Below are 13,830 nucleotides of genomic sequence, written 5' to 3' on the forward strand. Positions count from 1 at the left end.
CCTGTGAACAATAGAATTACAATGCCAAGACAAGTAATTAAACGAATAATGCCAAGCCACGATGTCATCAAGCGCCAAAAAGCGCTGAAGATATTTGGCAATGTGCTTTACAACCCAAATTTGTGGTGCCTCAATCGCCGTTCGGCGTCTGGCGCATTTGCGGTCGGTTTGTTTATGGCGTTTGTACCTCTTCCCAGCCAGATGATCATGGCTGCCGGCGCCGCCATCTTCTTCAGCGTAAACTTGCCGCTGGCGGTTTGCTTGGTTTGGATCAGTAATCCTATCACTATGCCTGTGATGTTTTACGGCGCCTACAAAGTTGGCGCTTGGCTGATGAACACACCGCACCAAGCTTTCCATTTCGAGCTGTCGTGGGAATTCCTGCTGCACCAAATGAACCAGATTGGGCCTCCTTTCCTATTGGGATGTGCAATTTGTTCGCTCTTTTTCTCAGCGCTTGGCTACTTCGGTATCCGCGGCTTGTGGCGCTACTCTGTTGTTCGAAGCTGGCAAAAACGCCGGTTCCGAGTCTTGAGCCTCCACAAGGATTAAGCGCCATAAAAAAACCTCGCAGATGCGAGGTTTTTTTATACCTAAACTTTTTCGGGGCAGTGTAATGATACTCAAACTTTACTGATGAAATAGCGAAGCAGTTGGCAGGCCAACGGGCATCATTACATACGTTTTATCCAAATTACCGACCCGTGCCCGGTAATTAGCAGCGAGTTATTTCGCACTAAGCACGGTTGCGGGCTGCAGGGCACCTGCACGTTTCGCCGGGTACCAGGTAGCCAAAAAGCTCAATACCACGGCGGTCGATGTCACCAGCATCACATCTTGCATCGATAATGACGTTGGCAGGAAGTCTACGAAGTAGATATCACCGGAGAGGAACTGATGGCCAATCAACCCTTCCAGCCCTTTGATGAGCGGAGTCAGGTTTACCGCAACCAGTGAACCAGCAAGCGACCCCAATAGACTGCCGATAACCCCAGACAGCACACCGTGCCAGACGAAAATAGAACGGATCAGGCGATCAGTCGCCCCCATGGTACGGAGGATAGCAATGTCTGCCGCCCTGTCTTTCACTGCCATCATCAAGGTCGAAACAATGTTGAAGCACGCCACCCCGATCACCAGCACCATCACCAGGTACATAATGGTACGCACCATCTGGATATCACGGTAAAGATAGCCGTATTTCTGGTTCCAGCTTTTCAGGTACACATACACCGGCAGGGTAAAACCGACTTCACGCACAATACTCTGGGCATCCAGCACCTTGTCTACGTTCAGTTCAATGCCTGTCACCCCGTCGCCCATTGACAGGTACTGCTGGGCATCTTGCAAAGGCACCAAGGCAAAATTGTGGTCAATCTGACCGGCCAAGGCGAGCAATCCCGCAACTTGAAGCCGGATGCGGTGGGGGGCTTTGAGCTTCAGGCTTGGATCTGGATTCGGTATCATTGCAGTGATCCAGTCACCGACCCCAATACCCAGCTTATCGGCTACGCCTTGCCCGAGAACAACCTGTTGCTTGCCTGCTTCAAGGCTATCCCAAGCATTGTCTTTCACATACTGCGGCAGCACACTGACTTCTTTTTGCTTTTCAGGATCAACGCCGCGAACTTCAACGGCTTTGAGGCTCGCGCCCTTCTCAAGCAAGGCAGTAAACTGAACGTAAGGTGCTGCAGCTGTCACCTGAGGGTGCTGCTCCACCAAATCCAGCACTGGCTGCCAGTCTTCAAAAGGCGGGCTGACCGCCTCCAGTTCCCCATGCGGGATCACCGACAGCACGCGGTTTTGAAGCTCGCGCTCAAAACCATTCATGGCCGATAAACCGATAATGATCACCGCCACACCCACGGCAATGCCAAGGGTCGATGAAATCGAGATAAATGAAACCATGCGGTTTCTTTGCTTGGCGCGGCTAAAGCGGCTACCGATAAAAAGCGAAAGCGGTCGGAACATCAAGCCACCTCTACCTGCTGCAGCTCGCCGTCTTGCATGTGCATGCAGCGGTCAAGCTTACCGGCAAGCTCATTATCGTGGGTCACCACCAAAAACGCCGTACCGGACTCTTTGTTGAGCTTGCGCATCAAATCATAGATCTCAAGGGCGGTTTTATGATCCAGGTTACCCGTTGGTTCATCCGCCAACACCAAAGCTGGCTTGTTGACCAAAGCCCGGGCGATGGCAACACGCTGGCGCTCACCACCACTTAGTTCTGAAGGACGGTGTTCTAACCTGTGCCCCAGGCCAACCAATTCCAGAATACTATGAGCCTGTGAACGAGCTTTGCCTGCTGCAATGCCGCCGATTAGCAAAGGCATCGCCACGTTCTCCACCGCACTGAAATCAGCCAGCAGGTGATGGAACTGATAGACAAAGCCAATCTCCTGGTTGCGCAGCTTAGCCTGTTTGTTGGCACTCATGGCATTGAGTTTCTGCCCTTTGAAATATACATCCCCCTCGCTCGGGTCATCCAATGCGCCCAGCAGGTGCAGCAGTGTACTCTTGCCAGAGCCAGACGCGCCTACAATTCCCACCAGCTCACCGGCGTCTAGATGGAAACCCACCCCTTTGAGCACCTCTGTTTCAAGCTGGGCTTCACGATAAACTTTTCTCAAGCCCTGACAAACCAATAACGCATTACTCATAACGAAGTGCCTCAGCAGGACGGACCGATGCCGCCCGGTAGGAAGGAAAAACTGTTGCCAGCAAGCTCAAGGCTATGGCACCGACAATCACGAAAGCAATTTGGAGCGGGGAAATGACTATCGGCAGCTGGCCGCCGGCAGAAATCAGGTTCACACCGAATAAAGTCAAAATCGCGTTTAGGTTCAGTGCCAACAGGGTACCTAGAATACCCCCGATGAGCGAACCAATCACCCCACTGCTCGCTCCCTGCACCATAAATACCAATAACACCTGGCGGCTGCTCATGCCCTGTGTCTTCAAAATCGCCACTTCAGCCTGCTTCTCCATCACCACCATGATCAGCGCAGAAATAATATTGAAGGCAGCCACACCAATGATCAGACCAAGCATCAACCCCATCATGTTCTTTTCCATTTTTACCGCTTGAAAAAGCTCACCACGCTGCTCACGCCAATCTGACCAGGTCATGCCCTCAGGCAAAGACTGGTTGGAAAGCTGGGCGACCACAAATGGGTCATCGACAAACAAGCGCCAGCCGGTCATTTGGCCGGGTTTCAGTCGTAACAGTCGCCCAGCATCATCGATGTGGGTCAGGATCAACTGGCCGTCGACATCCGAGCCGGTATTATAGAGGCCCGCGACCTCGAAATTTCGCTGGCTAGGAATGCGGCCCAAAGGCGTATACTGGCTGGCACTGGTCACCATTAGCCGTACCTTGTCACCCACCTTCACGCCCAATTGATTGGCAAGAACCTGACCTAGAATAACCTTATAGCTACCCGCTTCCAGATCCATAATATCGCCATGGTTGACGTAATAGCCCACAGGCTCGAAGGCTTCAGGGTCAACGCCCAATAACATGCCTGCAGACAAAGATTTGGCACTTTGCAAAATCGCCTCACTGCGGGTCAGAGGTGCGATCATATCGACATGGGAAAGAGACTGGAGCACTTCCGGCGGTTGCTCGGTACGGGTAAGGTGACCCTCTTGGCTTGAGACAACCGCTTGCGGCATCACCCCAAGGATCCTCTCCTTGAGCTGTTGCTCAAAACCATTCATGACAGACAATACCGTGACTAGGGACAGCACCCCGACGGTAATACCCGCGGTCGACATATAGGAAACGAAACGGCTGAACCTATCTCCAGAGCGTCCTCTGAGATATCGCAGCCCGATAAAAAACGATACGGGATGAAACATAGAGTAAGAAGATACCATCCTTATAAAAACTGTTCGAAAGCATACCTGTTGCGGCTTCCGATTACCATTAAGCGCAGTAAAAGTAATGTAAAAACAGCGGTTAAACCCCCCACTCTAAGCCCGCTTCACTTGTCCCGATGCATTTGCTGGGTGATAATCGTAGGATAGTTAATTTATAACGAGTGCGACATGAATCAGGACGAGTATTTTTCAGTCCATGCCGGATTGACCATCAACGTAGAACCGCTTTCTCCCGGTGAAAGTGTTCCCGATATGCTGGCTTTCCAGCAAGAAATTCCGCCCCTGTTTCGTATTGCTAGTGAATGCAGCAGCTTGGATGAAGGGCTGGAGCACTCGCTGTCCCAGCTCAAAAAAGATGACTTCAAAGCACTGTCGAATTACCTGACGGCACAAAACAACAAAATCAACTTGTTGCTCTCTTTTGTGCTTGCCCAGCAAGATGACGCCAAACTACGTTTTACCACTCATACGTTCGGTGCCAGCCAGCTGTCCTACTTTTCACCACAAGCACTTGCGGAGGGGAGCAATGTCAGGCTCAAACTGTTCCTCGACAACCCTGCCGCCGCCGTTTACGCCTATGCTGAAGTAGTCCAGTGCCAACTTCAGCAAGACGGCAGCTACGAGACAGCCTTGAAATACATATACTTAATGGAAGATGACCGGGATTTGCTTATTCGAGCCGCCCTGCACTTCCAGCAAAAAATTCTGCGCCAACGCGCCCAACAGCGATCAGACAATAAAAGTTAATCATGAAAGCACAGTCAATTCTCTCTCTTCCATTACCGTCCAAACAGGGCGACAGCCGATTTATTGGTAATGTGTCCGGTGCTGCGCTGGCACTGTCGATCGCAGAACTGGCCCATGACCATCAGGGACCTATCCTTACTGTAGTCCCTGATACCCAAACAGCATTGCGCCTTCAGCCGGAAGTCAGCCAGTTTACCTCGTTGGAAGTGAGCGTATTCCCTGACTGGGAAACCTTGCCCTACGATAACTTTTCGCCGCACCAGGATATAATTTCAGACAGACTGACTCGCTTATACTCTCTGCCACAGCAGGCCAACGGGGTCGTGTTGGTGCCAATCAGCACCCTGCTGCAACGTATGACACCACGGGCATTCATCCACCAGCATGCGCTGATGGTGCGCAACGGCGACAGGCTGTCGCTGGATAAACTGCGCTTGCAGCTTGAAGCCTCGGGCTACCGCCATGTCGATCAGGTTATCGAACACGGTGAATACGCCAGCCGCGGATCACTGATTGATTTGTTCCCGATGGGCAGCAATCAGCCTTATCGTATTGACTTCTTTGATGACGAAGTCGATTCGATCCGCCAGTTTGACCCGGAAAACCAACGCTCGACCGGAGAGATAGAGCAAATCCGCCTGTTGCCTGCCCACGAATTCCCGACCGACGAAATCGCCATCGAGAATTTCCGCATGCGCTGGCGCGAGCGCTTCGAGGCACGACGCGAGCCGGAATCCATCTACCAGCAAGTCAGCAAAAAAACCTGGCCTGCGGGTATCGAATATTGGCAGCCGCTATTTTTCGAACAAACCGAAACCCTGTTCGACTACTTGCCGGATAACAGCCTGCTGATCACTATTGGTGCGCTGGAGCCAGCCGTTGACCAGTTCCTCAATGATGCCGACTACCGCTATGACCAGCGCAAGGTCGATCCTTTGCGCCCGCTGCTTGAGCCCAAAGAGCTGTGGCTGACCAAAGAGGAAATGTTCACCCATTTCAAAACGCTACCGCAGGTGCGTATCCGCCATGACAGTGAACCGGACAAAGCGGGCCGGTATAACCTGCCAATCAAGGCAATCCCCGAACTGACCATCAACCACCAGCTCAAAGAGCCGCTGGCCGAGCTGCGCCGCTACTCGGAAAGTTACCCGGGCAAGATTATCTTCTCGGTGGCTTCGGAAGGGCGCCGCGAAGCCTTGCTCGACTTGCTTGGCCGGATCAAACTGCGCCCTGTCGTTGCCCCGACCCTTACCGAGGCTTTGGCGGCCCCGGGCAAATTCAGCCTGGTGATTGGTGCAGCTGAGCAAGGGTTTGTCCTGGAACAGCCCGAGATCGCCCTGATCTGTGAGAGCGACCTGCTGGGTGAGCGCGTGGTGCAGCGCCGTCGCCGTGACGAGAAAAAATCCGTCAATGCCGATACCATTATCCGCAACCTCGCCGAGCTCAAAGTCGGCCAGCCTGTTGTCCATATCGACCACGGTATTGGCCGCTACCTAGGGCTGCAAACCCTGGAAGCCGGGGGGATGACAACCGAATACGTCACCCTGGAGTACCAAGGTGGTGCCAAGCTCTATGTCCCTGTCGCCTCGCTACACCTTATCAGCCGCTACTCCGGTGGGGCGGAAGATACCGCACCGATCCACAAACTGGGTGGTGAGACATGGGTCAAAGCCCGCAAGAAAGCAGCAGAAAAAGTCCGCGATGTTGCCGCCGAGCTACTTGATGTATACGCTAAGCGCGAAATAAAACCGGGCCACAAATTCAACCTTGACCGTGAAGCCTACGCCGACTTCTGTACCGGCTTCCCGTTCGAGGAAACCCACGACCAGGCACTGGCTATCAATGCCGTACTGTCAGATATGTGCCAGCCCAAGGCGATGGACCGTTTGGTGTGTGGCGATGTGGGCTTCGGTAAAACAGAAGTCGCCATGCGTGCTGCCTTTGTCGCTGTCGACAACAACAAGCAGGTTACCGTACTGGTACCGACAACCTTGTTGGCCCAGCAGCACTTTGAGAACTTCCGCGACCGCTTTGCCAATACCCCGGTCAGGGTTGAAGTACTGTCACGCTTCAAAACCGCCAAGGAGCAAAAGCAGATCTTGGCCGACATGGCTGAGGGGAAAATTGATATCCTGATCGGTACCCACAAACTGCTCAATGCCTCGGTGGACTACTATGACCTCGGCCTGCTGATTGTCGATGAAGAGCACCGCTTCGGGGTTCGCCAAAAAGAAAAGCTTAAGGCGATCCGTGCCGATGTCGATATCCTGACCCTGACTGCAACACCGATCCCTCGTACCCTGAATATGGCTATGAGCGGGATGCGCGACTTGTCAATCATCGCCACCCCGCCAGCCCGCCGCTTGGCCATCAAGACCTTTGTCCGCGAGTCGGACGATGCGCTGGTCAGGGAGGCAGTACTGCGTGAAATCATGCGTGGCGGCCAGGTGTACTTTCTGCACAACGATGTCGACTCTATCGAGAAGACGGCCGAGGATCTGGCCAAACTTATCCCGGAAGCACGTATCACCTTCGCCCATGGCCAAATGCGCGAGCGCGAGCTCGAGAAGATCATGAGCGACTTCTACCACCAGCGTTTCAACCTGCTGGTCTGTACCACCATTATCGAAACCGGTATCGACGTACCGACGGCCAACACCATAGTGATCAACCGTGCCGATCACCTTGGCTTGGCCCAGCTGCACCAGCTGCGAGGCCGTGTCGGGCGTTCGCATCACCAAGCTTATGCCTATTTGCTTACGCCTCACCCTAAGCGCATGACCAAAGATGCCGTCAAGCGACTCGAAGCGATTTCGTCACTGGAGGACTTGGGCGCCGGCTTTACCTTGGCCACCCATGACCTTGAAATCCGGGGCGCCGGTGAGCTGCTTGGTGATGAGCAAAGCGGGCAGATCCAATCTGTCGGTTTCACCCTTTACATGGAAATGCTCGAGCAAGCCGTTGAAGCACTCAAGGAAGGCAAAGAGCCTTCACTGGATGATCTACTGCGCCAGCAAACCGAGGTCGAACTGCGCCTGCCAGCCTTGCTACCGGAAGACTTCATCCCGGATATCAATACCCGCCTGTCTTTGTACAAGCGTATTGCCAGCGCCAACAGTGAAAAAGCCTTGAATGAACTCAAGGTCGAGCTTATCGACCGCTTTGGCCTACTGCCTGATCCGACAACCAACTTGTTGGTGGTCAATCAAATCAAGCTCAAGGCCGCTGGTATCGGCGTTCGCAAAATTGAAGCCGGCGAAAAAGGTGGCTTCATAGAGTTTAACCCCAATGCCAACATCGACCCTGGCTTACTGGTCGGCCTGCTGCAGTCGCAGCCACAGCATTTCCGGATGGAAGGGCCAACCAAACTGAAAGTCATGGCACCGATGAGTGACAGAAAAGACAGAATAAAGTATGTTGACGGTCTTCTAACAAAGTTGGCCGAAAACGCTCTATAATAGATAGCACTTAAGTGCGGAGTATTATCTTGAAAAATCTCATTTATTTGCTGCTGTTCGCCATTAGCTGGCCAAGCCTTGCAGCCCGACAATTTGATATCGAAGTGATCTTGTTCAAGCGTAACATCGCACCCGAACAAGTCAGTGAGTCTTGGCCTGACAACCCCAAGCCGATTAACCTCAAGGGCACTATCGACTTTGGTGATACTGCTCGCCTGCAGGCTAGAGGGATCACTAAGATGCCATCGTCGCAGTTTGAGCTCAACAGCCAGTACAATAAGCTCAAGCAGCACGCGGGCTTTACCCCGCTAGCCCATTTTGGCTGGCGCCAAGGTGATCTAAGCCGAGCGGCCGCACCCCGCATTCACTTTACCGCTGGCGACGACTTCTCCGCCCAGTTTTCCGCTGATGGTTCAGTGAAATCGGCACAATCCACCGAGCCGGCAGACGAGCAAATGGATGAAGGCTTCAGCGAAGAATCATTGATTTCAGCTCCAGATTATAGCTCTACGCAAGAAGATAGTTATGCCCAAGAAGAAGCCAGCGCTCTGCGCGAGCTGGACGGTACGCTGCGTGTATATGTCCAGCACTTCCTGTTCACTGAGGCTAACTTTGCCCTTCGCGAGCCAAGCCGCCGAGAGATCATTATCGGTGCTGAGCCGCTAGATCCGATTGATGGCTCTCTTGATCCGGAAAGCAACGTCCAGATCGGCCACCTGCAAGAGGTTCAAAAGCAGGTTAAAGTGGAAGAGTTCCTCAAAGCTTACCAATTCCAGCAGCAACGCAAGATGCGTAGTGGTGAAACCCACTATCTTGACCACCCGCTGATGGGCATGGTGATCCAAATTCGTCGTATCGACGGTTAACTCCGTCGATAAGCCAATATTCGTTTCCAAAGGGCTGCTAACGCAGCCCTTTTCACATTTTCAGCCCTTGCCTAACCGACACCTGCGACAACCCCGCCTCTGCAGTTTATGCTATTACCACTGGGTACCATCCTGTATGGTATTGGGAATTATATTGACGGAGGCTGTGGACAGGATGAAAACAGACTACCAACTCACCAGCGAGCGCTTAATGCTTCGGCCCTATAAAAATGCCGACCTGTTGGATTTACTTGAGGCTATCCACCACTCGCATCAAAGCCTTGCCCCTTGGCTGCCGTGGTGCCACGCCCACTACAGCCAACATGATGCCCATGAGTGGATCCATGCTAGCCAACAGAACTGGGCCTATGACATCTGCTACGAGTTCGCCGTTTTTGAGCGCAGCACGGATACCTTCTTGGGCAGTACCTCCCTTAGCAACTTGTCCGAACTCTCCAACTCGGCTGAAATGGGCTATTGGATCCGCTCCAGTGCCCAGCGCCAGGGCTATGCCAAGGAAGCGTGCCAGGCTATTGCCCAGTTCGCCTTCGAAACTGTTGGCCTTACCCGGATTGAAATTGTCACCCATACTGGCAACCTTGCCAGTCAGCGCACCGCCCTTGCGGCCAAAGCCCGCTTTGAGTGCACGGCACGCAACCGGATCATGACCCAAGACGGCCCGGTCGATGGTTTGTTGTTCTCGCTTATCCCCCATGATCTCGCACCGCCCTCCACGCCTTTCACCCTGCCATAAGCTCTGCTACTATCAGCTGATGAATCAACACGATATGAGGAACTTACGTGTTTAAAATTATTCTGGGTATTGCCCTTGTAGCGCTAATCATCTTCTTTATGCAACGCTCCCAAGGCAACAAGCAAGCCGCAGCCGAAAACATCAAGGCCGGTGAAACTTTCCTAGCTGAGAACAAAGAGAAAGAAGGGGTACAAACGACCGCATCGGGCCTGCAGTACTTGGTACTGCAAGAAGGCACGGGCACTGTGCACCCAAAGGCAAGCGACAAAGTAACTGTCCACTACCACGGTACACTATTAGACGGTACAGTATTCGACAGCTCGGTTGAGCGTGGCGAGACTATCCAGTTTGGCCTCAACCAAGTCATCAAGGGCTGGACAGAGGGGGTACAGCTGATGGTTGAGGGGGAGAAAACACGCTTCTTCGTACCGGCCGAGCTTGCCTACGGCAACCGAGCCATTGGCTCTATCCCACCGGGCTCGGTACTTATCTTTGATGTTGAGCTGTTTAAAATCAACTAATTGAGATAAGCCTTCAGCATTTTGCACGATCAAAAAAACCGCCGGTTCTGGCGGTTTTTTATTTTGGCGAACCCAAAAAGATCAGCAGCGGCGGACATCCGGATGATTGGCCGTTGCATTCTCATGGTAGATATCCGCCAAGTAGGTCGCCAAATCGCCTTCTTCAAGCTCGGGCGGGATGACAACATCATAGATACGGGCACGCATCGCGGTATCTGACTCTTTGTATAGTAACCAAAAGCCGTCTTTTTGTTGCACAGACATCTTGGTACCAAATACATCAAACAGCAGGAACATCATTGTTCTCCTTTTCCGGCCCGTATAAGAACCCTGCTTAGTGAAGCTTCAGGTTAGGACGCAGTACGCGGTTAATACGGCCCACCAGCATCATCAGGCTGGTTTTCACCACGCCGTGCAACGCGATCTGGTGCATACGGTAAAGGGAAATGTATACCACGCGGGCAATACGGCCTTCAACCATCATTGAGCCTTTGGTCAGGTTACCCATCAAGCTACCCACGGTTGAGAAGCGGCTCAGTGACACCAATGAACCATGGTCGCTGTAGACATATGGCTTCTGCTCGCGGTCAGTCATTTTCGCGACGATGTTCGAGAAACAACGGCTTGCCATCTGGTGTGCGGCCTGGGCACGCGGTGGGACAAAGCTACCGTCTTCCTGGGCACAAGATGCCAAATCACCGATGACATAGATATCGTCATCGCGTGTGGTCTGCAACGTCGGCTTAACCACCAGCTGGTTGATACGGTTAGTTTCAAGGCCTGCGATATCCTTGATGAAATCAGGTGCCTTGATGCCTGCAGCCCACACCATGATTTGTGCCGGGATATGGTCGCCATCTTTGGTCGTCAGGCCGGTTTCATCAGCCTTGGTAACCATAGTCGCCGTGCGAACATTCACACCGAGCTTAGTCAGCTCACTGTGCGCTGCCGAAGAGATACGCGGAGGCAGGGCTGGCAGGATACGCTCACCGGCTTCGACTAGGTTAACGTTCAAGCGTGAGCTGTCCAGGTCACCAAAGCCGTAGTTCTGAAGCTCTTTCACGGCATTGTGCAGCTCTGCTGACAGCTCTACACCCGTTGCACCGGCACCGACAATCGCGATATCGACCGTTTTCTGTTCTTTGTTAGCGTGCAGTTTTAGGAACTGGTTGTTCATTTGTGTACGGAATCGGTGCGCCTGCTCTGGGCTATCTAGGAAGATACAGTTTTCGCGCACACCCGGAGTGTTGAAGTCATTCGACGTCGAGCCAATAGCCATGACTAGGATATCGTATTCCAGCTCACGCTCAGGCATCAGCAGTTCATTTTTTTTATCATGCAGCGGAGCAAGTGTGATCACCTTACGCTCACGGTCGATATCTTTCAGGCTGCCCATTTGGAAATCAAACGAATGGTTTTTGGCATGCGCACGGTAGCTCAGGGCATCAACCCCGGCATCCATAGAGCCGGTTGCCACTTCGTGCAACAGAGGTTTCCACAAGTGGCTCCCCTTACGGTCAACCAAGGTTACCTTAGCACGGCCTTTACGGCCCAATGTACGACCCAGTTTCGTTGCTAGCTCCAAACCGCCGGCGCCACCGCCAACAACAATAATTCGAGACATGACAACACTCCTTCCACAAATTCAAAAATTTAAAAACTCAAAACTTAAACTGACCCGAACAGCTTCCAGTCAGCACAATTCTTTTATTTCATACACTTAGGCTTAGATATTTACGGGGTGCTTGCTACACCTTCTTCATTTAGTTAACTCAACTTTTTTTGATTTACCTCAAAAAAAGTTAAGATTTGCATTATAAGCCAATATTATTTCAAGGCAAGAAATAATTGATTAGGATCAATGCCTGTAGCATGTATTGGTGCTTGCCAAGCCCACAGATACAGCACGATACGCTGAAGCACGGCAAATACACCCGCAAATTCGGGCACAATGAGAGTGTTAGGCTGGTTATCAGAATGACATTAAAGCAGGCGGTGGGTTGTGACCGCCTGCTATTGAAGCCAAACTGGGTAAATGCAGAGATTAAGAGTTTTCTTTGAATGCTTTTATTTTTTGCAGATGCTGGGAAATCTTCTTAAATTTATGTGTTTCTTTATCGTCCCAGATAATATCGTAAAAATCACCGAGCACATCTTGGGTATGGCTGTTGTCTAATACTTCATCATTGCAGGAAAGAATACACAGGCAGTTGCCTTCGTTCTTTTTCCTAAAATCATTCACGCATTTGGTCGAAATATCGGCATATTCTTCAGGACGGTCAATACGGCCTTCCATATTGCGCTCTGGGTACAGGTTAGGGTTGAAAATAACCTGCTTCATGCCACACAAGAAACCAATGCGCTCTGACCAATATCCACCTAGGCCCACACCACAGATCAGTGGCTGCTCATCAGCAGACTCTTCTTTCAGTTTGTGGACTTCTTTCAAGAGGTGCTGCATGTCATGCTTGGGGTGCAGGGTACTGTAATTCACAAAACGCACATCAGGATCAATGAACTGAAGCTGCAATACCTTTTCATGGTTCCCCGGGCTTGTTGAGTCAAAGCCATGCAGATAAATAATCATTTTTCTTCCCTATTGTGATTATCAGTAAAATCAATCTAACACGTTTTGTAGGGTTTGTTGACATTACTTTCACAAGAGGTGGGACAACAATCTAATTATTGATTGATCAGTAGCGCTACATCCTTGCGCAGCCCAACCAGCTTACGATTTAGGTATGCCTGCTGTTCCGGCGACATGGAATGATTGAGCCGGCGCATCAACTCGAAACGGCGGTTGAGGTAAAAGCGAATTTCAGACTGGTAACGCGGGTTATCTAGCGAAACCATGTCGCGCATCAGTTGGGTAAACTGGGATTTGAATGTTGGCTGGGTGCGGCTCTTCATCAATTGCTGCCAGCGCTCGAAGTACCCATTTCGCATTGAGCGGAACACAGGTGCCATTTCCAGTTGGTAGCCAGCCAATTCAGTGAGTAGCTCCTTTTGCCGGCTTGTCAGCGAACCCACCCAGTCCTTGGTGAAATCTTGTAGCCGGCCCGCCCGCTTGGCGAGCTTTTGCGAATCGCTCAATTTAGCACGCTCTTGATCAAACTCTGCAAAGCGCTCACGCAAGCTCGATTCAACTTGGGCAACCTGCGTACTGTTAAGTGACGAGAGCAAATCTGCGAGCGGATCTGCTAGAACAGCAGCAGAATCCTGCCCAAGCCTAGTGAACACGTTGTAGTATTCCTGCATATGACCGAATGTCATCGGAGAAAGGAGATCCGCCTGCAGGCGATCGATAGCACTGTGGATCTTAGGGAGCTCTTGCCGGCGATGAAGCGCCAGGGCGCGGTCTAATCCCCGGTCGAAGCTAGCATCTTGGGTGGAATTGAGTGTCACATAGGAGGAAACACGATAGCTCAGCCAGATATCAAGGTTATTGTAAGCAAGCCGGGTGGTACAGCCCGCCACCAGGACGGCGGCAACAACAAATACAGCCCATTTGAGAAGCCTCTTGGTCATCACTTTTTCCTCATCGCTTGCTATTGAATAGATTACGCACCCACCCATGGCCGGAGATCATCTATACAGTATAC

General features: G+C 51.9%; 13 protein-coding genes. 6 read left to right on the forward strand and 7 right to left on the reverse strand.

Annotated elements, in window-relative coordinates; all coding sequences use genetic code 11:
* Window positions 1–21: 21 nt before the first annotated feature.
* Window positions 22–552: a DUF2062 domain-containing protein gene (locus ACXAGQ_RS01305; RefSeq protein WP_475251143.1), complete on the forward strand. Its 531-nt coding sequence runs from the start codon at window positions 22–24 to the stop codon at window positions 550–552.
* A gap of 174 nt (window positions 553–726) precedes the next feature.
* Here the strand turns inward: ACXAGQ_RS01305 and lolE are convergent, their stop codons facing one another.
* The 3 genes from lolE to lolC are packed head-to-tail and all read right to left on the reverse strand — an operon-like array spanning window position 727 to window position 3,861.
* The gene (lolE, locus tag ACXAGQ_RS01310) at window positions 727–1,971 is read right to left on the reverse strand and encodes a lipoprotein-releasing ABC transporter permease subunit LolE (protein ID WP_475251145.1); all 1,245 of its coding nucleotides are present in this window, start codon (window positions 1,969–1,971) and stop codon (window positions 727–729) included.
* Window positions 1,971–2,660: a lipoprotein-releasing ABC transporter ATP-binding protein LolD gene (gene lolD / locus ACXAGQ_RS01315; RefSeq protein ID WP_475251147.1), complete on the reverse strand. Its 690-nt coding sequence runs from the start codon at window positions 2,658–2,660 to the stop codon at window positions 1,971–1,973. The genes lolE and lolD overlap by 1 nt, the downstream gene beginning before the upstream one ends.
* Window positions 2,653–3,861 (reverse strand): lipoprotein-releasing ABC transporter permease subunit LolC, encoded by a 1,209-nt coding sequence (gene lolC, locus ACXAGQ_RS01320; protein WP_475251149.1) that lies wholly within the window; start codon window positions 3,859–3,861, stop codon window positions 2,653–2,655. Before lolC ends, lolD begins: the two co-directional genes overlap by 8 nt.
* A gap of 189 nt (window positions 3,862–4,050) precedes the next feature.
* Between lolC and ACXAGQ_RS01325 the strand changes: the two genes are divergently transcribed.
* The 5 genes from ACXAGQ_RS01325 to ACXAGQ_RS01345 all read left to right on the forward strand — a co-directional run bounded on the left by ACXAGQ_RS01325 (window position 4,051) and on the right by ACXAGQ_RS01345 (window position 10,228).
* A complete protein-coding gene (locus ACXAGQ_RS01325) occupies window positions 4,051–4,629 on the forward strand; it encodes a PilZ domain-containing protein (RefSeq protein WP_475251150.1) in 579 nt (192 codons plus the stop codon).
* Between the two features lie 2 nt (window positions 4,630–4,631).
* The gene (gene mfd / locus ACXAGQ_RS01330; protein WP_475251152.1) at window positions 4,632–8,087 is read left to right on the forward strand and encodes a transcription-repair coupling factor; all 3,456 of its coding nucleotides are present in this window, start codon (window positions 4,632–4,634) and stop codon (window positions 8,085–8,087) included.
* Window positions 8,088–8,116: 29 nt separating this feature from the next.
* Entirely contained in the window at window positions 8,117–8,953 is an 837-nt protein-coding gene (locus ACXAGQ_RS01335; protein ID WP_475251154.1) for a peptidoglycan binding protein CsiV, read from the forward strand.
* A gap of 175 nt (window positions 8,954–9,128) precedes the next feature.
* On the forward strand, window positions 9,129–9,707 hold the full coding sequence (locus ACXAGQ_RS01340) for a GNAT family N-acetyltransferase (protein WP_475251156.1): 579 nt from the start codon (window positions 9,129–9,131) through the stop codon (window positions 9,705–9,707).
* A 47-nt stretch (window positions 9,708–9,754) separates the two neighbouring features.
* Window positions 9,755–10,228 (forward strand): FKBP-type peptidyl-prolyl cis-trans isomerase, encoded by a 474-nt coding sequence (locus ACXAGQ_RS01345; protein ID WP_475251158.1) that lies wholly within the window; start codon window positions 9,755–9,757, stop codon window positions 10,226–10,228.
* A gap of 81 nt (window positions 10,229–10,309) precedes the next feature.
* Here the strand turns inward: ACXAGQ_RS01345 and ACXAGQ_RS01350 are convergent, their stop codons facing one another.
* The 4 genes from ACXAGQ_RS01350 to ACXAGQ_RS01365 form a co-directional block, all read right to left on the reverse strand.
* Window positions 10,310–10,528, reverse strand: coding sequence for a DUF7661 family protein (locus ACXAGQ_RS01350; RefSeq protein ID WP_475251160.1), 219 nt, complete (start codon window positions 10,526–10,528; stop codon window positions 10,310–10,312).
* A gap of 34 nt (window positions 10,529–10,562) precedes the next feature.
* On the reverse strand, window positions 10,563–11,852 hold the full coding sequence (locus ACXAGQ_RS01355) for an NAD(P)/FAD-dependent oxidoreductase (protein WP_475251162.1): 1,290 nt from the start codon (window positions 11,850–11,852) through the stop codon (window positions 10,563–10,565).
* A 420-nt stretch (window positions 11,853–12,272) separates the two neighbouring features.
* Window positions 12,273–12,815, reverse strand: a complete 543-nt coding sequence (gene ycfP / locus ACXAGQ_RS01360) for an alpha/beta hydrolase YcfP (protein WP_475251164.1) — start codon at window positions 12,813–12,815, stop codon at window positions 12,273–12,275.
* A 95-nt stretch (window positions 12,816–12,910) separates the two neighbouring features.
* Entirely contained in the window at window positions 12,911–13,756 is an 846-nt protein-coding gene (locus ACXAGQ_RS01365; RefSeq protein ID WP_475251166.1) for a DUF6279 family lipoprotein, read from the reverse strand.
* Between the last annotated feature and the right edge of the window lie 74 nt (window positions 13,757–13,830).

It is taken from the genome of Photobacterium sp. ABD4_091, assembly GCF_056160145.1.

Bases quoted from the DNA above. Each gene is read 5' to 3' on its own strand.
- ACXAGQ_RS01305 (WP_475251143.1), top strand. From the start codon at position 22: ATGCCAAGACAAGTAATTAAACGAATAATGCCAAGCCACGATGTCATC.
- lolE (WP_475251145.1), bottom strand. From the start codon at position 1,971: ATGTTCCGACCGCTTTCGCTTTTTATCGGTAGCCGCTTTAGCCGCGCC.
- lolD (WP_475251147.1), bottom strand. From the start codon at position 2,660: ATGAGTAATGCGTTATTGGTTTGTCAGGGCTTGAGAAAAGTTTATCGT.
- lolC (WP_475251149.1), bottom strand. From the start codon at position 3,861: ATGTTTCATCCCGTATCGTTTTTTATCGGGCTGCGATATCTCAGAGGA.
- ACXAGQ_RS01325 (WP_475251150.1), top strand. From the start codon at position 4,051: ATGAATCAGGACGAGTATTTTTCAGTCCATGCCGGATTGACCATCAAC.
- mfd (WP_475251152.1), top strand. From the start codon at position 4,632: ATGAAAGCACAGTCAATTCTCTCTCTTCCATTACCGTCCAAACAGGGC.
- ACXAGQ_RS01340 (WP_475251156.1), top strand. From the start codon at position 9,129: ATGAAAACAGACTACCAACTCACCAGCGAGCGCTTAATGCTTCGGCCC.
- ACXAGQ_RS01350 (WP_475251160.1), bottom strand. From the start codon at position 10,528: ATGATGTTCCTGCTGTTTGATGTATTTGGTACCAAGATGTCTGTGCAA.
- ACXAGQ_RS01355 (WP_475251162.1), bottom strand. From the start codon at position 11,852: ATGTCTCGAATTATTGTTGTTGGCGGTGGCGCCGGCGGTTTGGAGCTA.
- ycfP (WP_475251164.1), bottom strand. From the start codon at position 12,815: ATGATTATTTATCTGCATGGCTTTGACTCAACAAGCCCGGGGAACCAT.
- ACXAGQ_RS01365 (WP_475251166.1), bottom strand. From the start codon at position 13,756: ATGACCAAGAGGCTTCTCAAATGGGCTGTATTTGTTGTTGCCGCCGTC.